The organism is Paenirhizobium daejeonense, assembly GCF_014280875.1.
In the GTDB taxonomy this organism is placed as follows: Bacteria; Pseudomonadota; Alphaproteobacteria; order Rhizobiales; family Rhizobiaceae; genus Allorhizobium; species Allorhizobium daejeonense.
The window spans coordinates 78,926-99,522 of sequence record NZ_JACLAL010000005.1; the positions used below are offsets into that span (position 1 = coordinate 78,926).

Genomic DNA, 20,597 nt, shown 5'->3' on the forward strand with positions numbered 1-20,597 from the left:
CATTCAAGATGTTAGAGCGTCCTTTGTGCGTCCAAATGGACGCACGGCGCTCTAGTGCATGTCACGCAAAAGTGTGCAGTGGTTTTGCAGCAACGACATGCGATCAAACAAAAACTTAAAGCGCAAGAAGCGAATCTGAAAGATCGCGACACGCTTTAGAGAATGAGACGGAACTTGGCGAAGCCTTCGGCGCCGTTGCCGGCATCCTCTATCTTCGCGCCTTTCACCGTCGCTGCATAATCGCGCGCCTTCGGACCGGTCTCGAAGACTGCCGTCGTCCCTTCCATCGGTGCGAAGCTCCAGTTCTCATCGGCGGCCGGATTGATCGTGCCCTGATCGACGATGTAGCGGACGATGACGTCGCGGTTGGTGTCGGGTGCGACAAGGATGACCTTGTCGGCGGCGATTTCAGGGAACTTGCCGCCACCGCCCGCGCGGTAGTTGTTTGTCGCGACGACAAATTCCTGACCCGGATCGATAGGCTTTCCGTCGAACATCAGGTTGACGATGCGGCTTGCTTCCGGATGGACCGGCTTGCCGTCCTTGTCGAAGCGTGCGGGCATCGAGAGGTCGATCTGGTAGGTAACGCCGTCGATAACGTCGTAATTATAGGACGGGAAGTCCGGATTGATGAGCGGCTGATCCTTCTCGCCGGGCTTGAGCTGGTTGAAGATCCCGGCCGACATTTCCAGCCAGTTCTTCACCTGCTCGCCGGTGATCTTCACCGCCTGCACGGTGTTCGGATAGAGATAGAGGTCGGCGACGTTCTTGATGGCGATATCGCCTGCGGCAACGTCGGTATAGTAGTCCGCACCACCGCGTCCGCCAGCCTTGAAAGGGGCGGCGGCCGAGAGGAGAGGCAGATCCTTGAATTCGCCTTCCTTCAACAGGTTCCTGACATACCAGGTCTGCGCGTTCGAGACGATCTGTACCGACGGATCATCGGCTACCAGGGCGAAATAGGAATAGAGCGGCGCCGAGGTCTTGCCGACCGGGGTACGGACATATTCCAGTGTTGCCTGATGTTCGGCGGCGACGCTTGCCACCACTTCGGGTTTGTCGGCCACATTGGCGACGATCTTGCGGCTCTCGTCACGATGATAGATCGGCCGGGCTTCGGAGGTGAAATCCAGGATCTTCCAACCGTTGCCATCCTTTTCCAGGAGCAGGTCGATAAGGCCCATATGCGAGCCCCAGAAGCCAGCCATGACAGCAGGTTTGCCGAGTAGCGAGCCCTTCACCGGGTCGGCACCCGGCACATCGACAAAATCCTTCGGTCCCGGAAAGACCAGATGCTGGTGTCCGGTAAAGACGGCATCGATACCTTCGACGCCTGCGAGATAAAGCGAGGCATTTTCCATACGATCGGATTGGCCATGGCCGTCGATGCCGGAATGGGAAAGCGCAATCACGATATCGGCGCCTTCCTCCTTCATGACGGGTACCCACGCTCGCGCCGCCTCAACGATATCGCGCGTCTGACCCTTGCCTTCGAGATTTTTGGCGTCCCACACCATGATTTGCGGCGGTACGAAACCGATGAAGCCGACCTTGATCGGGCTCATCTGGCCGGCTCCGTCTTTGATCGATTTTTCGAGGATCACGTAGGGCTTGAAATGTAGTTCGTCCTGCTTCGGATCGCTGGCGAGCTGGCCCTTGGTGAAGTTGGCGCACACGATCGGGAAGTTCGCGCCGGCCAGCGTGTTGAACATGAAGTCGAGGCCGTAGTTGAACTCGTGGTTGCCAACGGTGCCACAGTCGTAACCGAGCACATTCATTGCCTTGATAACCGGATGAAGGTCGCCAGCCTTCATGCCTTTCCTGTAGGCCATGTAATCGCCCATCGGATTGCCCTGAAGGAGATCGCCGTTATCGACTAGGATCGAGTTGCCCGCTTCCGCCCGAATCGAATCAATCAAGGTTGCCGTGCGCGCCAGGCCCATCGTGTCGTTCGGCTTGTCCGCATAATAGTCATACGGCATCACGTTGACGTGGATATCGGTGGTTTCCATCAGGCGGAGGTGAGCCTGGTTGCCGTTGGCCCTGGCCGCAAAGGGATGCAGCGCGATCAGCGCAGTCGTTGCGGCGAAGCCACCAATGAACGAGCGGCGGGAGATCGGATGGAGGTCGATCAAAGACGGCATGGCGGGCTCCTTCATGAATATCCTCTCGGGCCGGGAGAGTATGTCTGTTTTTCGAGAAGTGCATCCCGAAAATGACAGGGATGTGATGGTGATGAAGTGTCATCACCAAGGCGTGACGTGTGCAATTATCGTTGATTGTGTTTTGTTGAAATGCAATCTATGGAATAGTAGGATAAAGGAGTGTAACTCGGACGTCATAGGGGGTAGCTGGATGCAATGGTGGAGTTCGATCTTCATGGCTGGTGCGGTCGGCGGCATGTCGCCGGAGCTAGCACGCATGGCAGTCAGGGCACAATCGGGGGAGTTTGCAAACTGGTTGGCAAAACTTGACAAGGAGGCCGCCTATTCAGTGGCCGTACCGATCATTGCGTCGATAGGCATATTGTTGCTGTTGGCACTGATTGGCGGGCTCGTGGCTCATTTCGTGCGGGAGGAGGTCAACGGCAAGGCTTTTCTCCTTGGGATCGGCGCTCCGGCATTCGTCCTCTCAACCTTGACCGCCGCGTCTCCAACACAGGAAGTGACAAAGACCACAACGGTGGTGACGGAGGGAGCGATGATTAAAAACAGCTCCTTTCTGGTTTCAAATGCGTTCGCCCAATCGGAATCGACCGTTGCGCCCGCAGAGGTTCTTCTCAATATCGGTGCGATTTCGCAGCAATGTGTTGATTGTCGGGTTGTGTTGCAGGACGCCAACGGACAGGAGCTGGTCACGAAACCGGTAGAGACCGGCGCCAAGGAGGTCCAGTTTGTCGTGCCGCAGGGAGCGGCAACCGCGACGATTGAAGGCGTCGTTGGCACCAACAATGCCCGCTTTTCCCTGAACGATCTTGGTCAGGCATCGCCCAGCGGAAATGGCGTGATTGATATCGAGGTGTCTCGGTCGCGAAACTACCTCAACGATGTCCGCTACTTGCTCGGAAACGGAGCGATTCAGCCCTTCGATATCGAGTTGAAGGCGGCTGCGCCTGAGTTCAAGTAGGGCCTGCCAGTCTGCAAACGCAGTGCGGAAGACCAGTGCCTGGTACGGGCACTGGTCTTCGGATCAGACGTCGCTATAGCAGTTCTTAACGGACGAGAACTGGCCGAACCTCCTGATGGAAATTGCGGAAATAGGCGGACATCTGCGCCAGAGAATTGGAACTCTGATCGATCTGGACGCCCAGATAGCCGCCATAGGCCCAACGCACAGTGCCTTCAATCAGCCCGATGTCATCGGTCTGAACGACGACGTGACTGCCCTTTGCGACATGCAACCTTCCCAGCAGCTCGATCCCGATGCCGGTTCGCGAGACGTTGTAAATGCGTCCTTCGCTTTCCTGGTTGAGGTGCCTGATCCTGCCCTTCATGCGGACGCGGCTCCGGTTCGCCTTGCGCCCTTCGATCTGCAGTCTTTGCTCCATCGTTTGCCCCCGTGATGTTCGATTTCGGGGCATTATGGAAACGAGGCGTAGACGCTGATTAAATCTGGTCGGTAAAATATGAACTATTCTGCATTTTGGGACCGTTAGAGGCCGACATTGGGCCGTTCCATGACTTCCCGGAGTGCAAAGCTGGAGTTTATCTTCACCACGTGCGGCAAGGCGGATAGCCAGTCGCGGTGGATCCTTTCGTAGTCTTCGAGATCCTTGGCCGCGACCCTGAGGATATAGTCGTATTCGCCAGACATCAGGTAGCAGACCAGAACGTTCGGACAGCGCTTCACTGCCGCCTCGAATTCGCTGAGCGTCTTGGCGAACTGTCCGGAGAGGGAGATGTGGACGATCACCATCATCTTGTACTCGATCGCCTTGTGCGACAGTCGGGCATAATAGCCGCTGATGACTCCGGTCTTTTCGAGAATGTCGTGCCGTCTCGAACAGGCCGAGGGGCTGAGGCCCACCTTCTCCGCGAGTTCGGCATTGGTCATGCGGCCGTTCTGTTGAAGCTCCTTCAGAATGGCAAGATCGATGCTGTCGAGTTCACTCATTCGCGGATCTTTCGAAGTTTGCTTAAGCGAACGCAATTTTCTGCGAATGACGCGGTTTTGGCAATTCCATTTTGCAAGGACATTCCACGCATTCGGTGGTTCAATTTCTCGCTTTTAGCGAGAGACCGGCTCAAGGCCGGCGAGAAGAGAGGAACCCATGCGCGTAGGCTGCCCCAAGGAAATCAAGAACCATGAATATCGCGTCGGACTGACGCCCGGCGCGGTGCGCGAATATGTGGCCCATGGCCATGACGTGCTTGTCGAAACGGGAGCCGGAGCCGGGATCGGCGCGGATGACGGGGCCTATATGGCTGCGGGCGCAAGGATCGCCGCAAGCGCCAGGGATGTGTTCGAAAAGTCGGACATGATCGTCAAGGTCAAGGAACCACAGCCCTCCGAATGGGTGCAGTTGCGCGATGGCCAGATCCTCTACACCTATCTGCATCTCGCGCCCGATCCGGAACAGACGAAGGGCCTTCTGGCCAGTGGCGTGACGGCTGTCGCCTATGAGACGGTTACCGACGACCGTGGCGGGCTGCCGTTGCTTGCTCCCATGTCCGAAGTTGCGGGGCGTCTTGCAATTCAGGCGGGGGCGACGGCCTTGCAGAAGGCGAATGGAGGCCGTGGCATTCTGCTCGGCGGTGTCCCGGGTGTCCTGCCGGCCAAGGTGACCGTGATCGGCGGCGGCGTCGTCGGCCTGCATGCCGCGCGCATGGCGGCGGGTCTTGGCGCCGACGTGAGCATAATCGATCGCTCATTGCCGCGCCTTCGCCAGCTCGACGAACTCTTCGCCGGCCGCATACACACCGTCTATTCGACCATAGATGCACTGGAACAGGAAGTGTTCTCGGCGGACCTTGTGATCGGCGCGGTGCTGATCCCTGGTGCGGCCGCGCCGAAACTCGTTACCCGCGAAATGCTTTCCGGCATGAAGAAGGGAGCGGTCATCGTCGATGTGGCGATCGATCAGGGCGGCTGTTTTGAGACCTCCCACGCCACCACCCATTCCGATCCGACCTATGAGGTCGATGGCATCGTGCATTACTGCGTCGCCAATATGCCGGGCGCCGTTCCGGTGACGTCGGCCCATGCTCTCAACAATGCCACGCTGGTGCATGGTCTGGCGCTGGCCGACAGGGGCCTGCGGGCGATTGCCGAGGATCGTCATCTGCGCAATGGCCTCAACGTCCACCGGGGCCGGGTTACGAACGGACCTGTCGCGGAGGCGCTGGGATATGACCTTCAGGCGCCAGAACTGGCGCTGAACGTCGCCTGAGAGGTTACGGCCACGGCAAGCGCGATGTCAGGTCCGCTTCTTCGGTGCGGCCGTGGCCGAAAGGGCCGGCTCTCCCATCGGCCGGCCCTTTTTCATGTTCGGTCAGGCCCGGTCGATCCGGCATTGATAGCAGTTGTTGCGGGCGGAGCGGACATGCACATAGGCGATATCGGGTCGCGCCAGGAGTTCGGCGGCTCGCGCCTCGACATTTTCGCGCAGCGTGACGGCGCCGGTGCCGTAGACGATGCGGTCGTCGTGGCCGTAGCCGCGCAAAATATAATCGGGACTGCTTTCCAGGATCGGCGGCACGCTCTCGCCGGCATAGCGTGGGCATTCCTCGGCATGCATGAAGATCGGCCCTGTCTCGGCATAAGGCTGAAGAGCCGGGAAGGGACGATAGGCTAGCGTCAGGTACGGCTTGCCGTCGCCGATGTCCGAAAGGCAGTGGCGGCAGGGATAGCCGGTGCCGGAGGTCATGCGTCTCTCGGGGGCAAGGCCATAGGCGTCCGCTTCCCCGAGGCGGTAGGAAGTCGCCTGATCGCTCGGCATGGGCGTGAATGTGATGGTCGTCATGAGGTGGTTCCTTCTGATTATGCCCCATTGTCCCGCTCCTGACGAAGCTCGCCCACCCGATTCCTGCCTTGGCGGCTGATATCCGCCCAGATTTGGCGATTCTCCCTCTCTTCCCGCTGTCCTAGCTTCCTGCTGCGTTTTCGCTCTTCAGGAGAACAGGGGGGGGTACATGAGGAGGTTGTCGATCGGACTGGCGGCGGCACTGATGGTCACAGTCGTAGCGGGGGCCGGCCCGCTACAGGCCAAGGCCGCCAAGGAGGCAAAGCTGACGGAGAAGCAGCTGGAAGAGGCGCGGACCTTCATGGTCAACAACGCGATCTTCACGCTGTTTCACGAGGCTGGCCACATGCTGATCTCGGAATTCGGCCTGCCGGTTCTGGGGCGCGAGGAGGATGCCGTCGATGCGCTCTCCTCGATCCTGCTGTTGGAGGCCGATGTCGAGGAGCTCGACGTCGCCATGCAGGATGCCGCCGATGGCTGGTTTCTGTCGGATGAAGCACGTGAGGAGGATCTGAACGAAACCGACTTCCTCGACACGCACGGTCTCGACCGCCAGCGCGCCTATGCCATTGTCTGCATGATGGTCGGGGCGGATGCGAAGTATTTCGAGAATTTTGCCGACTCGCTCGATTTCCCCAGGGAACGCCGGGAGGAATGCGAGGGGGAGTATCAGCATGCCAAGGATAGCTGGTTCTCGCTTCTGGCACAGCATCAGGCGGAGGAGGGCAAGGGCAAGCCGCTCAATGTCTCCTACGAGCCTGCCGACAATCCGGATGTCCAGATCTTCGCGGACATGCTGAAGGAGGCAAGCGTACTGGAACTCGTTTCCGAGGGCATCGGCACCAGCTACAAATTCGATGATGGTATCAAACTGACGGCCAAGAGCTGTGGCGTCGTCAACGCCTTCTGGAATCCGCAGACGCGTGAGATCACCTATTGCTATGAATTGGCCGTGCAGCATCTCATGCTGATCGATGGCTATTTCAAGCGCGAGAAGGTGCAGAACTGAAGACCGGCTGCGCCGGACGAAAAAGCGCCGCGTTCCCTCCGGAGCAACGGCGCTTTCCCAGATTGAAAAGGCTGGATCAGAGCGCGACGTTGTCGCGCTTGAGAAGCTGCAGGAGCTCTGTTTCGCTGATCGGATCTACAAGCGTGGTTGAGGTTCCAACAGGCGAGAAGCCAAACTGCTGATAGAGCTGCAGCGCGCGCGGATGGTCCAGAGAATTGGTCGTCACCACCACCTTTTTCGGATTGCCCTGCCAGACAGAATAAAGGGCCTGCAGGAGGAACCACTTGCCGAGGCCAAGGCCGAGCGCGTGTTCGATCAGTCCGAAATAGGAAAGCTCGACCAGTTCCTCGCTCTGCTGCAGGAACTCGAAGAAACCGGCAGGTGCTCCATTCACATACAGCACGGAAATGGTAACTCTCGGATCGTGGATTGCCGTTTTGAGTTCGGCATCGCTCATCCTGAGCCGGCTGTACCAGTGCCAGCGGGCGCCCACCTGACGGTGAAGGAAACGATAGAACGGCAGTGGAATTTCATGGGTCCGCATGATCGCTGTCTGGATGTTGACCGGCACCGGCAGGCTGGCCTTCGGAGGCGCTGTCATCTCCAGCGTCGTCACAGTTGCGGTGAGGGGGCCGTGTGTCGGCGCGCCGATCGCTTCGGCCGCGCCGGTAACGATCGGCGTTTCCGTTTCCGGCTTCGAACCCCATTCCGACCACGATCCGTCGTAAAGCGAGTTGTCGCTGTGGCCGATGGATTCCAGCGCGAGCGTGACCACCGCTGCCGTGACCCCGGACCCGCAACTCGTGACCACCGGCTGGGAAAGATCGATACCAGCGGTGGTGAAGATAGAACGGAGGGTCGCCAGGTCCTTCAGGTGACCGTTCTCTGAGAGAATGGAAGCAGGAACGCTACGAGCGCCCGGCATGTGGCCGGAACGCATGCCGGCGCGGGGCTCGGCTTCCTCGCCAGTAAAGCGGCCGGCCGAGCGGGCGTCGGCGATCTGCCGTGAGCCGGCCTCGACGATATCCAGCATCTGCGGGAAGGAGGTTACGCGCTTGCGATCGAAAGTGATTTCGAATGTGGCAGGCTTCGGTTCCGGCAGGTCGGTTTCCAGCGGTCGGCCCGAGGCCTTCCAGCCGTCGATGCCGCCATCGAGCACGTAGACGGCCTTTGCACCCATCACCCGGAACATCCACCAGACGCGCGGCGCGGAAAAGAAGCCCGGACCGTCATAGACGACGATGGTGTCGGTGGCGGAAATGCCGAGCTTGCCGACTTCTTCCGCAAAGTATGACGGCGTCGGCAGGGTGTGCGGAAGACCGGTCGAATGGTCGGCGATGGCGTCCTGATCGAAGAACACGGCACCCGGAATGTGGCCGGCGGCATATTCCGCCGCGCCGTTGCGGTTATGAGCCGGCAGATACCAGGAGGCATCGACAATCCGGAACTCCGGTGCGCCGAGCTGTTTTTCGACCCAGTCGGCAGACACGACGAAACGGCTTTTCTCCGCAGGCATGGTCTTCTCCCATATGATCTGTAGGTTTTGGCCCCGAGGTCAGGCCGAAGCGTCCGGTGCACCGAAACGGATGCGAAACCGACGGTTTTCCTTGCCTTTTTTCTCGATCTTGGCGATGTGAATCGCCCCGACTTCCTGTGTTTCCGACACATGTGTGCCGCCGCAGGGCTGGCTGTCAACGCTGGAGTTTTCGCCGATGCAGACGAGGCTGACGCGCCCCATGCCAACAGGCGGACGGACGTTCTTCGACTTGACGATGCCAGGATTGGCGATCAGTTCCTCGTCGGTGATCCACTGTACGTAAATCGGATGGTTTTCCTGAACGAGCCGCATAAGGTCGGCCGTCACCTGATCCTTGTCGATGGTCTCCGACATGTCGAAATCGACGCGGCTTTCATCTTCGCCGACTGCGGCGCCGGTGATCGGATAGGCGCAGACGACGGACAGGAGATGACAGGCGGCATGCATGCGCATCAGCTTGTAGCGACGCGGCCAGTCGATATGCAGGACCAGCTTTTCGCCGACTAAGGGCAGGATCTCTCCCTCGGCAAGCTGATGCAGAATGATGTCCTTGGTTTCGCCGTGGCGTGTGACCGCAACGGCGATCTTCGAGCCATCGGCGCGCTCGAAGACGCCCGTATCCCCGGGCTGGCCGCCCGAGGTCGCATAGAAACAGGTCTGGTCGAGCTCGACCGCGCCGCCCTCATGTACTGCCGTCACCACCGCTTCGCATGTCGAGAGATAGAAGTCGTCGCGGTAGAGAGCAGTGGTTGGCATGAGGTCACTCTGGAGATTGGAAGGGCAACGGGAACTGTGCCTTGTGCCCGATCCAGCCCGGCGCCGGCAGGTTCTTGGAACGCAGGAAATCCGGATTGAAGAGCTTCGACTGATAGCGGGTGCCATAGTCGCAAAGCACGGTCACAATGGTATGACCCGGACCGAGGTCGCGCGCAAGCCTGATTGCGCCGGCAATGTTGATGCCGGAGGAGCCGCCAAGGCAAAGCCCCTCGTTCTCGACGAGGTCGAAGATGATCGGAAGAGCTTCGGAATCCGGGATCTGATAGGCGAAATCGGGCGTGAAGCCTTCGAGATTGGCGGTGATGCGGCCCTGGCCGATACCTTCGGTGATCGAGGAGCCCGAGGACTTCAGCTCGCCGTTCTTGTAATACTCATAGAGAGCGGCACCTTCCGGATCGGCAATGCCGATCTTCACTTCGGGCTTCAGGTTGCGCAGGCCTATGCCGGTGCCGGCCAGTGTGCCGCCTGAGCCGACCGAGCAGATGAAGCCGTCCACTTCGCCATTGGTCTGTTCGAAGATTTCGCGCGACGTGGTGGCGATATGCGCCTCGCGGTTCACGGCGTTATCGAACTGGTTGGCCCAGATGGCGCCGTTTGGCTCGCTCTTGGCAAGCTGCTCGGCAAGGCGGCCGGAGAGCTTCACGTAGTTGTTCGGGTTCTTGTAGGGAACGGCCGGTACCTCGACCAGTTCGGCGCCGAGCAGCTTCAGCGCATCCTTCTTTTCCTGACTCTGGGTTTCCGGAATGACGATGACGGTGCGGTAGCCAAGCGCCTTCGCGACCAGTGTCAGGCCGATGCCGGTATTGCCGGCCGTACCCTCGACGATCACGCCACCGGGACGAAGCAGGCCGCGACGTTCCGCATCACGGATGATGAAGAGCGCTGCGCGATCCTTCACCGACTGGCCGGGATTGAGGAACTCGGCCTTGCCCAGAATGGTGCAGCCGGTTGCCTGAGACGCAGCTTTCAGGCGGATAAGCGGCGTATTGCCGATGGCCTCGAGAACGGAGGGATGAAATGACATGGGGGATCTGCCTTCTCTTTCACGGAAGATAGGGCCAAAACCCTTATCGGGTTTGGACCCTAGCGTATCGGCCTGAAAATCGGAATCGATTTTCGGAAGGCTCGATGCGTAACTTCAAGACCTTAGAGCGCCCCTTATGCCTCCTAATGGACGCAAGGCGCTCTCAGCCGAGACTTTTCCGGCCACAAACGCGTGAAGGCAAGAAAACACATTTCAACCCTGCCGCCGCTTCTGAAAAACCATGCCCGAGTCACCGGTGTTTCTCGTTGCAAGGCCGTGGGCTGCTGCCCGGGTACTCCGAATCCTTAATCGAGAGACTGATAGGCAGCCATCGCCATGCTGCGCGCCTTGCGATGATCTACGATGGGAAGCGGGTAGGTTTCGCCCAGCCGGACGCCTGCTGCACTGAGCGCAGCCTGCGGCGCTTCGAACGGCTTGTGGATGTATCTCGCATCAAGGCTGGCCAGTTCTGGAACATGTTGGCGCACGTAATCGCCGTCCGGATCGAATTTTTCGCCCTGGGTGATCGGATTGAAAATGCGGAAGAAAGGAGCTGCATCGGCACCGGATCCCGCTACCCATTGCCAGCTTGCGGCATTGGACGCCGGGTCGGCATCGACCAGCGTATCGCGGAACCAGCGTTCGCCCTCCCGCCAGTCGATCAGCAGATCCTTGACGAGGAAGGAGGCAACGATCATGCGCACCCGGTTGTGCATGGTGCCGTACCGCCAGAGTTCTCGCATTCCCGCATCGACGATCGGATAGCCGGTCCGTCCTGTTGTCCACCGCTTGAACAGGTCCTGTGAGCCAGACCAAGAGAAGGCGTCGAATCTCGGGTTCCAGTTCTTGGTCGCAAGCTCCGGGAAATGGAAAAGCAGGTGGTAGGAGAAATCGCGCCAGGCGAGTTCCTTACGGAAGTGGATGACGTCTTCGGCACTGACGGAAGCACCAAGGCCCCGCATGGCGTGCCAGACGTCCGCGGGTGAGATTTCGCCGAGCGACAGATGGGGTGAAAGCTTCGACGTGTTCGAACGGGCAGGGAAGTCGCGCCCGTGGCGATAGCCTCCGATACCGTTCTCGATGAAGCTTGCGAGGCGTTCTTGCCCCCCTGCTTCGCCGGGCTGCCAGACATCGGCAAACTCCGCGGCCCAGTTGGGGTGTGTCGGCAAAAGCTTCCAGTCTTCAATATTCTCGCTGCCCGGCCAGTTGGTTGGGGCGCCAAGCGATGTCGGGGCTGGCACAGGCTCCGGAGGTTCTCCGGATGCTTCCAGCGCCTTCCAGAAAGGAGTGTAGACGCGGTAGGGCGTTCCTCCGCCAGTCCTCAGGCGGGTTGGTTCATGCAACAATTGGCCGGAGAAACTGCGAACCGTCAGCCCGCTCGTGGTAAGGGCTTCCTTGAGGGTTGTGTCGATCGCGACGCCGGCTGGGTCGTAACGCCGATTCCAGTGGACCGCGTTTGCCTTGGTTTCTGAAATCAGAGACGCAAGGACGGCCTCGGCAGGGCCGCTGCGCAAAATGAGACCGCTGCCAATGTTCCCTAACGAAGCGATGAGCGACAACAGCGAATGGTGTAGCCACCAGGCTTGTGCCGCTCCGAGCGGTCCGGTGCCAGTCGATGCTGGCTCCAGAATATAGACCGGCACGACCGGTCTCGCGCTTTCAACTGCTGTGGCCAGCGCAAGATTGTCACGAAGTCGGAGATCCTTGCGGAACCAGACAATGATCGGCGACCGGCTTAGGGATGTCATGAGGAAATGGCCCGAATCTGCTGCACGAAACAACTGTTCTACGTCGGGAGTGCTGTGGAGGATCAACGGTACATGCGATTTCTTGCATAAAACGTCGCGTAGATGCGCCAGCTCATGACCAGATTACGTTTGAGTCATCACTGATGCTCAAGGGAGGCGACGTAAAGAAAACGGGCGGGCCGTCTGCGGTCCCGCCCCCCTACGCTTGACTCGAAAATGGAAAGTTATCGTTGCGTCAGGCCGTGGCAACGGCGGCAGCCGTCACTCGGGCCGTTCTCACCTGCTGCTCGCCGATCAGTTTCATGATTTCCGCAGCGCTTTCGCGGACATAAAGCCTGTGCAGTTTTTCGGCGACCGGCGCGGTCGTCAGCAGACAGGTATATTTTTCCCGCTCGTACCAGCGGAAGTCCACCACATTGTCCATGTTCACGAAGAAGGGGAAGCCGTCCCCGTCATGAAGCTGGAGCCACATATATTCTCTCTCCTGATCACAATATTATGGCCGCTTGATATCAGGCAAAAATGAAGACCGGGTTTCGCTGCCCTGAGTGATCCGGAATTATGAGGAGATTGCAGCCGAATTGTCGGAGCGCGCTCAGTTCAGGAAGTGGCACCATGATTGATGCGCGCAGATGACCGAAAAGGTTCACGGTCTATCGTTGAGGCGCAAGTTATTGAAGGACAAAAGAATAAGGCCCGAGCATTTCTGCTCAGGCCTTGAATTCTTTGGCTCCCCGGGTCGGATTCGAACCGACGACCTATCGATTAACAGTCGAGTGCTCTACCGCTGAGCTACCAGGGAACAACCGCTCGCCGCGGTGTGAGTGGGCTAATACAAACGCCTGTTCGATTTGCCAAGCGGTTTTTTGAAAAAAAATGTGACAAGCTTGCATATTTTTTCTCAGGTACCATCTCATGCGCTGTGCCCTTGGGCGCATTTTTCCATGAATCCAAAGGGTTTCGAATGGCCGGCAAGGGTAAATACCGCATCGACGGAGACCGTGGAAAACTTGTGCTCGGTGGTTTCGAGTTGCCGTTCCCCCGGTCCCGGACGGGACGCATCGTTACCGGTACGCTGCTGGTCGGCGGTGGCTTTCTCGGATTCCTGCCTATTCTCGGTTTCTGGATGGCGCCGCTCGGACTGCTGGTACTTTCTCATGATCTTCCATCCGTTCGCCGGAAAAGACGACGCATAGCGATCTGGTGGCGGAAGCGTTATCCACAGGTGAAGCGGGCCGGGCGTGGCTGATACCCGTCAGGCCGGAACTGGGGGCGTCGTTCGGGTCGCGTGGCGTTTTTCGGTGGGCTTGCCACCCCTTTCAAGTTTCGAACAATTAAAAGGTAAATTTGCGAAAATCCCTCTTGCGGTTTCCCGGTATCCCGTCTAAATCCGCGCCACCACACGCTTTTAAGTTTGGAATGGCCTCGTGGCGGAGTGGTTACGCAGAGGACTGCAAATCCTTGCACCCCGGTTCGATTCCGGGCGAGGCCTCCATTTCCTTATTTATACATTGATTGCGCCGATCCGCACAAAGTTGGACGATTGCGGCGGATTGCGCCTTTGACGCAATGGCTTAGAGCATGAAGCCTCCAGTAAGGAGGAACCTGATCATGCGTCGTCATTTCATGCTCGCCGTCGCCACTCTGTGCAGTTTTTCGGTCACTCCGGCTTTGGCCGGCAATCTCAGCGTGACGCTGGAGAACGAAACCGAGGGCATGATCGTGAAGTTTTTTGCCACGCCGGCGAATGGCAAGGGCCAGCGCCAGGAGTTGCTGAACAAGCACGGTCTCGGCAAAGGCAAATCCCGAAAACTTACTCTCGTCGGGGGGAGCGATATCTGTGAGTATCGAGTTCGGGCGGTGTTCGAGGACAGTGCCGAATACGAGAATCTCTCCGACAAGATCGATTTCTGTGAGGTCGACACTTATACCATCGAGGATTGATGAGGGCAGGCGACGGCTTTGAGGAGTGCGGCGTCAGCCTCGTCGTCTTCAGACGCCGCGCGCAGCTTTGCCATCCGAGAAACGCATGCGGGGCTGTGCAATGTCTTGAAAGCCGCGGCGGCTCCAATTAAGACACTCGTGACGCAACGCGGCCGGATATGGGGCGACAGGAAATGATGGACTTCGAAGCAGCACGCATCAAAATGGTGGACAACCAGATTCGCACGACCGACGTGACGTCGCATTCCGTGCTGACGGCATTTCTGACGGTGCCGCGCGAAGCCTTCGTTCCAGCCCAGCTGAAGCGCCTTGCCTATATCGATGAGGACATGCAGATCGCGCCTGCTACCGATGGCAGGCCCGCCCGTTACATCATGGAGCCATCGCCGCTTGCCAAGCTCCTGCAGCTCGGCGCCATCACCAAGGATGATCTGGTGCTCGAGATCGGTTGTGGCGCTGGCTATGCCGCAGCAATCTTGTCGTCGCTGGCGGGCTCTGTCGTTGCGGTCGAAAGCGACGAGGCATTGGCGGCGTCGGCGACAGAAAAGCTCTCGGAGCTCGGTTGCGATAACGTTGCCGTTGTCACGGGCGATATGGAAAAGGGTTACCCCGCCGAAGCTCCCTATGACGTCATATTCCTCAACGGTTCTGTCGAGGAAGTGCCGGAGGGTCTGCTTTCCCAGCTTCGAGACGGCGGACGCCTTATTGCCGTTGTCGGCTACGGCAATGCCTCCCGGGCGCGACTTTATGTCCGTACCGGGAAGTCCTACTCTCATAACGACTACTTCAATACCGCGGTGCGCCCGTTGCCGGGTTTCCGTAGGGTTCAAGAATTCGTTTTCTAATCGAACTACCCCCCGTTTCTGCGGGGGCTCCTCCGTTCGGGCGATTGATTTAGTCGAAGCTGAATGAGAATGTTGCCGTTGCGCAACGATGTCTGTGTTTCTCCCTGATGAGGATGGTGGTCATGTTGCAGTCGAGGCTGCAGCAGGCCATCTAATGTACGGAAAGCGTTGAAGCTTCACGGACGGGCTGCCGGCATCAATAGCCGGCGCGGAGTGGGGATATTCCGTAGGCCGTTCTTAGTTGGGGAGTGGAATATGTCGTTCATCCGGAAAATTGCGCTGGCTTCCGTTGTTTTACCCGCGCTTGTGCTGGCGGTAGCGCCAGCAACGGCCTTCGCCGAAAGCCTCTACGGGGCGATGGCCAAGGCTTATGAGAACAATCCGGATCTCAACGCTGCTCGCGCTGCATTGCGGGCCACCGACGAAAACGTCACGATTGCCAAGGCTGGCATGCGGCCGCAAGTCGCCGCAACCGCCACTGCAAGCGCCGTCAACGTATCCAATATCAGCGGCGGAATTCCCGACTATGGTTACAACAACCAGACGGTCGGCATTTCTATCACTCAGCAGATTTTCGACGGCTTCCAGACCCTGAATAACGTTCGGGCAGCCGAATCCGGCGTTTTCGCCAATCGCGAAAGCCTTCACGCCAACGAAATCTCGATCCTGCTCGCAGCTGTGCAGTCTTACGCCAATGTGGCTCGCGACCAGCAGATCGTCGTCATTCGCAAGCAGAACCTGGCGTTCCTGCAAGAGCAGTTGAATGCCGCCAATGCTCGCCTGCAGGTGGGCGAGGGTACTCGCACAGACGTCAGCCAGGCCGAGGCCCAGCTCGCCGGTTCGCAGGCCCTGCTTTCCGCGGCCGTGGCCCAGCTCAAGCAGAGCGAGGCGACCTATGTGCAGATCGTCGGAGAGATGCCGAAGGGCATCAAGCAGCCTTCGCCGGCAAGCAAGGCGCTGCCTCAGAATCTCGAGGCTGCCGTGCAGATCGGAATTCGCGAACATCCTTCGGTCCTGGCGGCGCTCCATGCCGTCAATGCGGCCGGTTATCAGGTGAAATCCGCTGAAGGTAGTCTTCTGCCGGGCGTGGTGATTCAGGGTAACGTCGGGCGCAACTGGACCAATGAGCCCTCCGTGAGCGGTGACAGCCCTGATAACAGCGTGGCCAGTATCACGGCGCAGCTGAAGATCCCAATCTATCAGGGTGGCGCCGAATACGGCCAGATCCGCAAGGCCAAGGAAACCCTCGGCGAACAACGCATTCTAGTCGATTCAGCACGCGCCGAGGTGGTTCAGCAGATTACGTCTGCCTATGCGCAGATGGAGGCGGCAACCGCCGCAATCTCTGCAGCCCGTAAACAGATCTCGGCCGCCAATCTTGCGCTGCAGGGTGTCATCGAGGAGCGTAATGTCGGCCAGAAGACGACCCTCGACGTTCTCAATGCACAGCAGACAGTGCTTGAAGCGAAGGAAAGCATGGTCGGATATCAGCGTAATGCAGTTGTCGCGAGCTATGCGGTCATTGCGGCATCGGGCCGTCTTACCGTCCAGAGCCAAGGCCTTGCAGTGGCCGAATATCGGGCGGAAGAGCACTATGAGGCCGTTAAGGACGCATGGTTCGGACTGCGCACGCCCGACGGGCGCTGAGCATTCACGTAAATCTGTCCGAAGAAAGCTGTGTATCAGTACCATTTCCGGACGTTCTCGTGATTTTTTTCCCCATAGGCGTATCCTAAGGTGAACGCGAATCAGTTTGCTGCGTATGCGATGTTGCGCTGTGGCAGGCGGTCAAATCTGGGACCAACGGGGATGAATATGGCTCAGCCAAGTGTAGCGCGTGAACCGTCCATGGAAGAAATTCTGGCTTCGATTCGCCGGATTATCGAAAGCAATGATCCGGGTGGTGAAAAGGCGATGTCCGGTTCCCTGCCGCCGGTTTACGGTGGCGAGGAGGATGAGATGGACGACGCGATTCATCTGACGGTCGATGAAGAGCTTTCCTATGCCGCCGCCGATATCGTTCCCGCCAACGATGCGGGTATTCCGGTCCAACCGATTGCTGCTTCCTATGCTGCACAGCAGGCCCCGGTCGAAAAGGCCCAGGCCAAGAACATCTCTCTGGCCGATCTTGCCGCGCGCGTCCGTTCTGCGTCGGAGCGCAGCGACCGTATGGCTCCAGTGGAGCCCGTGCCACAGCAGGCTGCTGCCTTCCGTGCCGAAAGCCCGGTCATGACCAGCCGAATGGCTGAACTACGTGCGGCTCCCGCCCGGCCCATGGAGCCCCAGTTTGCACGCGCGGTGGTAGTGCCTGCCGAGCCCGTGGCTGTCGAGCCGACTCCGTCCGCGCTCGATACTGCCGCTTTTGAAGCGGCGGCCATGGCCGATGTCGAGGCCGCAACCGCTGCGGCTCCGGTTGTTGCGGAGGAGGCGATGCCGGAGGTGCAGACTCCTGCAGCTGCCGTTTCCGGTCTGAATGCGCTTGTTTCGGCCGCTACGGTGGAGCAGGTTTCCCGTTCTTTTGGCGAACTCGCTGCGGCAATCGACGGCCAGCAACGCCGCTCCCTTGATGAGATGGCTGAGGAAATGTTGCGCCCCATGCTGCAGGAATGGCTGGACGATAATCTTCCGACCCTTGTCGAACGACTGGTGCGTGAGGAAATCGAGCGTGTGGCCCGCGGACCCCGCCGCTAATTCCTTTTTCGCCAGCTTGAGGGACAGGGCCGCTCCGGGGATCGGGGCGGCTTTCTTGTTGACTCGGGGTCGGCCATCCTATTTACAAACCAACAAGAAGAACCTCGAAGTCTGGTCAGAAAATGCTCGAAAAGACCTACGATTCAACCACAGTCGAACCGAAGATCGCCAAGGCATGGGAGGAGGCTGACGCCTTCCGCGCCGGCGCTAACGCCAAGCCGGGCGAGGACACTTTCACCATCGTGATTCCGCCACCGAATGTGACCGGTTCGCTGCACATGGGGCACGCGCTGAACAATACGCTTCAGGACATCATGATCCGCTTCGAACGGATGCGCGGCAAGGATGTGCTGTGGCAGCCCGGCATGGACCATGCCGGCATTGCCACCCAGATGGTTGTCGAGCGCAAGCTCATGGAGCAGCAGCTTCCGAGCCGTCGCGAGATGGGCCGTGAGGCGTTCGTCGAGAAGGTCTGGGAATGGAAGTCTGAATCCGGTGGCTTGATCTTCAATCAGCTGCGGCGTCTTGGCGCATCGTGCGACTGGTCGCGCGAACGCTTTACCATGGATGAGGGGCTGTCTGAGGCCGTGCTCGAGGTTTTCGTCACGCTCTACAAGCAGGGCCTGATCTATAAGGACAAGCGCCTCGTCAACTGGGATCCGAAGCTCCTGACCGCGATTTCCGACCTCGAGGTCGAGCAGGTCGAGGTTAGTGGGAACCTCTGGTATCTGCGCTATCCGCTTGAAGAAGGTGTCACCTACGAGCACCCGATCGCGTTTGACGAAGAGGGCAAGCCGACCGAGTTCGAAACGCGTGACTATCTGGTTGTCGCCACCACGCGTCCGGAAACCATGCTGGGCGACACCGGTGTTGCCGTCCATCCGGACGATACGCGCTACGCGTCGATCGTCGGCAAGCACGTCGTCCTTCCGATCGTCGGCCGCAAGATCCCGATTGTCGCCGACGAGTATCCGGATCCGACCGCCGGCACCGGTGCGGTCAAGATGACGCCGGCCCATGACTTCAATGACTTCGAGGTCGGCAAACGTACCGGCCTCCGTATGGTCAGCGTCCTGAATATCGATGCGACCGTTACCATCACCGACAATGACGATTTCCTGGAAGGGCTGACGCCGACTCGCGAACAGCAGGAAGTATGGGAAACGCTGCAGGGGCAGGATCGCTTCCATGCCCGCAAGCGCATCGTTGAGATCCTTGAGGCGGAAGGCCTGCTTGAAAAGATCGAGCCGCACAAGCACATGGTTCCCCACGGCGACCGTGGCGGTGTGCCGATCGAGCCGCGCCTGACGGAACAGTGGTATGTCGATGCCAAGACGCTGGCCAAGCCGGCGATCGAGAGCGTTCGCGAGGGTCGCACCAAATTCGTTCCGAAGAACTGGGACAAGACCTATTACGAGTGGATGGAGAACATTCAGCCGTGGTGCGTCTCGCGTCAGCTCTGGTGGGGACACCAGATTCCCGCCTGGTACGGTCCGGACGGTCAGGTCTTCGTTGAAAAGACCGAGGAAGAAGCGCTAGACGCTGCCGTGCAGCACTATCTTGCCCATGAAGGTCCGTGGAAGGCCTGGGTACAGGAGCGACTTGAAAACTTCGCGCCGGGCGAGATCCTGACGCGCGACGAGGACGTTCTCGACACCTGGTTCTCTTCGGCGCTGTGGCCGTTCTCGACGCTCGGCTGGCCGGGCGATACGCCCGAACTCGCCAGATATTACCCGACAGACGTGCTCGTCACAGGCTTCGACATCATCTTCTTCTGGGTTGCCCGCATGATGATGATGGGCCTGCATTTCATGAAGGACGAGGACGGCAAGCCGGTCGAACCCTTCCACACGGTTTATGTCCACGCTCTGGTTCGCGACAAGAACGGCCAGAAAATGTCGAAGTCGAAGGGCAACGTCATCGATCCGTTGGAACTGATCGATGAATACGGTGCTGATGCTCTGCGCTTTACGCTTGCCATCATGGCGGCGCAGGGCCGTGACGTGAAGCTTGATCCGGCTCGTATCGCCGGCTATCGCAACTTCGGTACCAAGCTCTGGAATGCGACGCGTTTTGCGGAGATGAATGGCGTTGCTAACGATCCGCACTTCCTGCCAGAAACGACGACGCTGACCATCAACCGCTGGATCCTGACGGAACTTGCGCGCACAGAGCGCGAAGTCACCGAGAGCATAGCAACTTTCCGCTTCAATGATGCGGCGGGTGCGCTTTATCGCTTCGTCTGGAACAGCTTCTGCGACTGGTATCTGGAGCTGCTGAAGCCGGTTTTCGCCAGCGACGATGCGGCAGCAAAGGCCGAGGCACAGGCTTGCGCTGCTTATGTCCTCGACGAGACCTACAAGCTGCTGCACCCCTTCATGCCTTTCATGACCGAAGAGTTGTGGGCGCATACGGCAGGTGAGGGCAAGGCGCGCGATATGCTGCTTTGCCATGCCGACTGGCCGACCCCGACCTTCGCTGACGACAGCGCGGCCGCCGATATCAACTGGCTGATTGACCTCGTCACGGGTATTCGTTCGGTTCGCGCCGAGATGAACGTTCCTCCGGCTGCCGTCGCGCCACTGGTCGTGGTCGGATCGAATGGCGTCACCCGGGAGCGACTTGCCCGTCATGAAGCTTCGATCAAGCGCCTTGCTCGCGTCGAGAGCATCGCGCTTGCCGGCGAAGCTCCAAAGGGAGCGGCGCAGATCGTCGTCGGTGAGGCCACCGCCTGCCTGCCGCTGGGTTCGCTCATCGATCTTTCAGCCGAGAAGGCCCGCCTCGAAAAGGCGATCGGGAAGGTTGATCAGGAGAAGTCGCGTATCGCCTCCAAGCTTGCTAACGAGAAGTTCGTGGCGAACGCCAATCCGGAGGTGGTGGCGGCGGAACGCGAGCGTTTTGCCGAACTTGAGGTGCAGCGCGCCAGCCTGGAGACAGCACTCAAACGAGTTGCCGAAGCCGGTTGACGAGAAGCGAGCAGCGAATCTTTTTGCTGCAGTGCTTTCTTGTATTTTGCATTTTGTGACGATTTTTCAGACGCTTGAGAATGCTGCTCTGCAA

At 59.1% G+C, this 20,597-nt stretch carries 18 protein-coding genes and 2 tRNA genes; 10 read left to right on the plus strand and 10 right to left on the minus strand.

Annotated elements, in window-relative coordinates:
• Positions 1 to 155: 155 nt before the first annotated feature.
• The gene (locus H4I99_RS12830; RefSeq protein WP_163905064.1) at positions 156 to 2,144 is read right to left on the minus strand and encodes a bifunctional 2',3'-cyclic-nucleotide 2'-phosphodiesterase/3'-nucleotidase; all 1,989 of its coding nucleotides are present in this window, start codon (positions 2,142 to 2,144) and stop codon (positions 156 to 158) included.
• Positions 2,145 to 2,157: 13 nt separating this feature from the next.
• Here H4I99_RS12830 and H4I99_RS12835 point away from each other — a divergent pair, with 13 nt between their 5' ends.
• Entirely contained in the window at positions 2,158 to 3,126 is a 969-nt protein-coding gene (locus H4I99_RS12835) for a hypothetical protein (protein ID WP_163905066.1), read from the plus strand.
• 85 nt (positions 3,127 to 3,211) lie between these two features.
• Here H4I99_RS12835 and H4I99_RS12840 read toward each other — a convergent pair whose 3' ends face one another.
• Positions 3,212 to 3,547, minus strand: coding sequence for a PilZ domain-containing protein (locus H4I99_RS12840; protein WP_163905068.1), 336 nt, complete (start codon positions 3,545 to 3,547; stop codon positions 3,212 to 3,214).
• Between the two features lie 104 nt (positions 3,548 to 3,651).
• Positions 3,652 to 4,113, minus strand: a complete 462-nt coding sequence (locus H4I99_RS12845; protein ID WP_163905070.1) for an Lrp/AsnC family transcriptional regulator — start codon at positions 4,111 to 4,113, stop codon at positions 3,652 to 3,654.
• A 157-nt stretch (positions 4,114 to 4,270) separates the two neighbouring features.
• Between H4I99_RS12845 and ald the strand changes: the two genes are divergently transcribed.
• The gene (ald, locus tag H4I99_RS12850) at positions 4,271 to 5,389 is read left to right on the plus strand and encodes an alanine dehydrogenase (protein WP_163905072.1); all 1,119 of its coding nucleotides are present in this window, start codon (positions 4,271 to 4,273) and stop codon (positions 5,387 to 5,389) included.
• A gap of 102 nt (positions 5,390 to 5,491) precedes the next feature.
• Here the strand turns inward: ald and H4I99_RS12855 are convergent, their stop codons facing one another.
• Complete coding sequence (locus H4I99_RS12855; RefSeq protein WP_163905074.1) at positions 5,492 to 5,962, minus strand: DUF1203 domain-containing protein; 471 nt, start codon at positions 5,960 to 5,962, stop codon at positions 5,492 to 5,494.
• A 169-nt stretch (positions 5,963 to 6,131) separates the two neighbouring features.
• On the opposite strand from H4I99_RS12855, the gene H4I99_RS12860 reads away from it, so the two are divergent.
• Entirely contained in the window at positions 6,132 to 6,971 is an 840-nt protein-coding gene (locus H4I99_RS12860) for a DUF4344 domain-containing metallopeptidase (protein WP_163905076.1), read from the plus strand.
• Positions 6,972 to 7,047: 76 nt separating this feature from the next.
• Here the strand turns inward: H4I99_RS12860 and sseA are convergent, their stop codons facing one another.
• The 6 genes from sseA to H4I99_RS12890 all read right to left on the minus strand — a co-directional run bounded on the left by sseA (position 7,048) and on the right by H4I99_RS12890 (position 12,859).
• Positions 7,048 to 8,487, minus strand: coding sequence for a 3-mercaptopyruvate sulfurtransferase (gene sseA, locus H4I99_RS12865; RefSeq protein ID WP_163905078.1), 1,440 nt, complete (start codon positions 8,485 to 8,487; stop codon positions 7,048 to 7,050).
• Between the two features lie 39 nt (positions 8,488 to 8,526).
• Positions 8,527 to 9,264 carry an alanyl-tRNA editing protein gene (locus H4I99_RS12870; protein ID WP_163905080.1) on the minus strand — a complete coding sequence of 246 codons (738 nt, stop codon included), beginning with the start codon at positions 9,262 to 9,264 and terminating at the stop codon, positions 8,527 to 8,529.
• Positions 9,265 to 9,268: 4 nt separating this feature from the next.
• Complete coding sequence (locus H4I99_RS12875; RefSeq protein WP_163905082.1) at positions 9,269 to 10,309, minus strand: cysteine synthase A; 1,041 nt, start codon at positions 10,307 to 10,309, stop codon at positions 9,269 to 9,271.
• A gap of 305 nt (positions 10,310 to 10,614) precedes the next feature.
• Positions 10,615 to 12,057 (minus strand): cryptochrome/photolyase family protein, encoded by a 1,443-nt coding sequence (locus H4I99_RS12880; RefSeq protein ID WP_163905083.1) that lies wholly within the window; start codon positions 12,055 to 12,057, stop codon positions 10,615 to 10,617.
• Positions 12,058 to 12,292: 235 nt separating this feature from the next.
• On the minus strand, positions 12,293 to 12,529 hold the full coding sequence (locus H4I99_RS12885) for a hypothetical protein (RefSeq protein ID WP_163905085.1): 237 nt from the start codon (positions 12,527 to 12,529) through the stop codon (positions 12,293 to 12,295).
• A gap of 255 nt (positions 12,530 to 12,784) precedes the next feature.
• Positions 12,785 to 12,859 (minus strand) — tRNA-Asn (locus H4I99_RS12890).
• Positions 12,860 to 13,021: 162 nt separating this feature from the next.
• Here H4I99_RS12890 and H4I99_RS12895 point away from each other — a divergent pair.
• From H4I99_RS12895 to H4I99_RS12925, 7 genes are all read left to right on the plus strand, one after another.
• Complete coding sequence (locus tag H4I99_RS12895; protein WP_163905087.1) at positions 13,022 to 13,306, plus strand: hypothetical protein; 285 nt, start codon at positions 13,022 to 13,024, stop codon at positions 13,304 to 13,306.
• Positions 13,307 to 13,478: 172 nt separating this feature from the next.
• Positions 13,479 to 13,552, plus strand: a tRNA-Cys gene (locus H4I99_RS12900).
• Positions 13,553 to 13,668: 116 nt separating this feature from the next.
• Positions 13,669 to 14,001, plus strand: coding sequence for a hypothetical protein (locus H4I99_RS12905; RefSeq protein WP_163905089.1), 333 nt, complete (start codon positions 13,669 to 13,671; stop codon positions 13,999 to 14,001).
• Between the two features lie 173 nt (positions 14,002 to 14,174).
• Complete coding sequence (locus tag H4I99_RS12910; protein WP_163905091.1) at positions 14,175 to 14,846, plus strand: protein-L-isoaspartate O-methyltransferase family protein; 672 nt, start codon at positions 14,175 to 14,177, stop codon at positions 14,844 to 14,846.
• A 255-nt stretch (positions 14,847 to 15,101) separates the two neighbouring features.
• Positions 15,102 to 16,493, plus strand: coding sequence for a TolC family outer membrane protein (locus H4I99_RS12915; RefSeq protein ID WP_163905093.1), 1,392 nt, complete (start codon positions 15,102 to 15,104; stop codon positions 16,491 to 16,493).
• Positions 16,494 to 16,661: 168 nt separating this feature from the next.
• Positions 16,662 to 17,537 carry a PopZ family protein gene (locus H4I99_RS12920; RefSeq protein WP_163905095.1) on the plus strand — a complete coding sequence of 292 codons (876 nt, stop codon included), beginning with the start codon at positions 16,662 to 16,664 and terminating at the stop codon, positions 17,535 to 17,537.
• Between the two features lie 122 nt (positions 17,538 to 17,659).
• Positions 17,660 to 20,503, plus strand: coding sequence for a valine--tRNA ligase (locus H4I99_RS12925; protein ID WP_163905097.1), 2,844 nt, complete (start codon positions 17,660 to 17,662; stop codon positions 20,501 to 20,503).
• Positions 20,504 to 20,597: the final 94 nt, after the last annotated feature.

What these genes read in the sequence shown, in the direction of transcription:
- ald (WP_163905072.1), top strand. Translation starts at nt 4,271, where the DNA reads ATGCGCGTAGGCTGCCCCAAGGAAATCAAGAACCATGAATATCGCGTC.
- H4I99_RS12840 (WP_163905068.1), bottom strand. Translation starts at nt 3,547, where the DNA reads ATGGAGCAAAGACTGCAGATCGAAGGGCGCAAGGCGAACCGGAGCCGC.
- H4I99_RS12915 (WP_163905093.1), top strand. Translation starts at nt 15,102, where the DNA reads ATGTCGTTCATCCGGAAAATTGCGCTGGCTTCCGTTGTTTTACCCGCG.
- H4I99_RS12905 (WP_163905089.1), top strand. Translation starts at nt 13,669, where the DNA reads ATGCGTCGTCATTTCATGCTCGCCGTCGCCACTCTGTGCAGTTTTTCG.
- H4I99_RS12880 (WP_163905083.1), bottom strand. Translation starts at nt 12,057, where the DNA reads ATGACATCCCTAAGCCGGTCGCCGATCATTGTCTGGTTCCGCAAGGAT.
- H4I99_RS12895 (WP_163905087.1), top strand. Translation starts at nt 13,022, where the DNA reads ATGGCCGGCAAGGGTAAATACCGCATCGACGGAGACCGTGGAAAACTT.
- H4I99_RS12885 (WP_163905085.1), bottom strand. Translation starts at nt 12,529, where the DNA reads ATGTGGCTCCAGCTTCATGACGGGGACGGCTTCCCCTTCTTCGTGAAC.
- H4I99_RS12845 (WP_163905070.1), bottom strand. Translation starts at nt 4,113, where the DNA reads ATGAGTGAACTCGACAGCATCGATCTTGCCATTCTGAAGGAGCTTCAA.
- H4I99_RS12925 (WP_163905097.1), top strand. Translation starts at nt 17,660, where the DNA reads ATGCTCGAAAAGACCTACGATTCAACCACAGTCGAACCGAAGATCGCC.
- H4I99_RS12910 (WP_163905091.1), top strand. Translation starts at nt 14,175, where the DNA reads ATGATGGACTTCGAAGCAGCACGCATCAAAATGGTGGACAACCAGATT.
- H4I99_RS12870 (WP_163905080.1), bottom strand. Translation starts at nt 9,264, where the DNA reads ATGCCAACCACTGCTCTCTACCGCGACGACTTCTATCTCTCGACATGC.
- H4I99_RS12830 (WP_163905064.1), bottom strand. Translation starts at nt 2,144, where the DNA reads ATGCCGTCTTTGATCGACCTCCATCCGATCTCCCGCCGCTCGTTCATT.
- H4I99_RS12835 (WP_163905066.1), top strand. Translation starts at nt 2,158, where the DNA reads ATGAATATCCTCTCGGGCCGGGAGAGTATGTCTGTTTTTCGAGAAGTG.
- sseA (WP_163905078.1), bottom strand. Translation starts at nt 8,487, where the DNA reads ATGCCTGCGGAGAAAAGCCGTTTCGTCGTGTCTGCCGACTGGGTCGAA.
- H4I99_RS12860 (WP_163905076.1), top strand. Translation starts at nt 6,132, where the DNA reads ATGAGGAGGTTGTCGATCGGACTGGCGGCGGCACTGATGGTCACAGTC.
- H4I99_RS12920 (WP_163905095.1), top strand. Translation starts at nt 16,662, where the DNA reads ATGGCTCAGCCAAGTGTAGCGCGTGAACCGTCCATGGAAGAAATTCTG.
- H4I99_RS12855 (WP_163905074.1), bottom strand. Translation starts at nt 5,962, where the DNA reads ATGACGACCATCACATTCACGCCCATGCCGAGCGATCAGGCGACTTCC.
- H4I99_RS12875 (WP_163905082.1), bottom strand. Translation starts at nt 10,309, where the DNA reads ATGTCATTTCATCCCTCCGTTCTCGAGGCCATCGGCAATACGCCGCTT.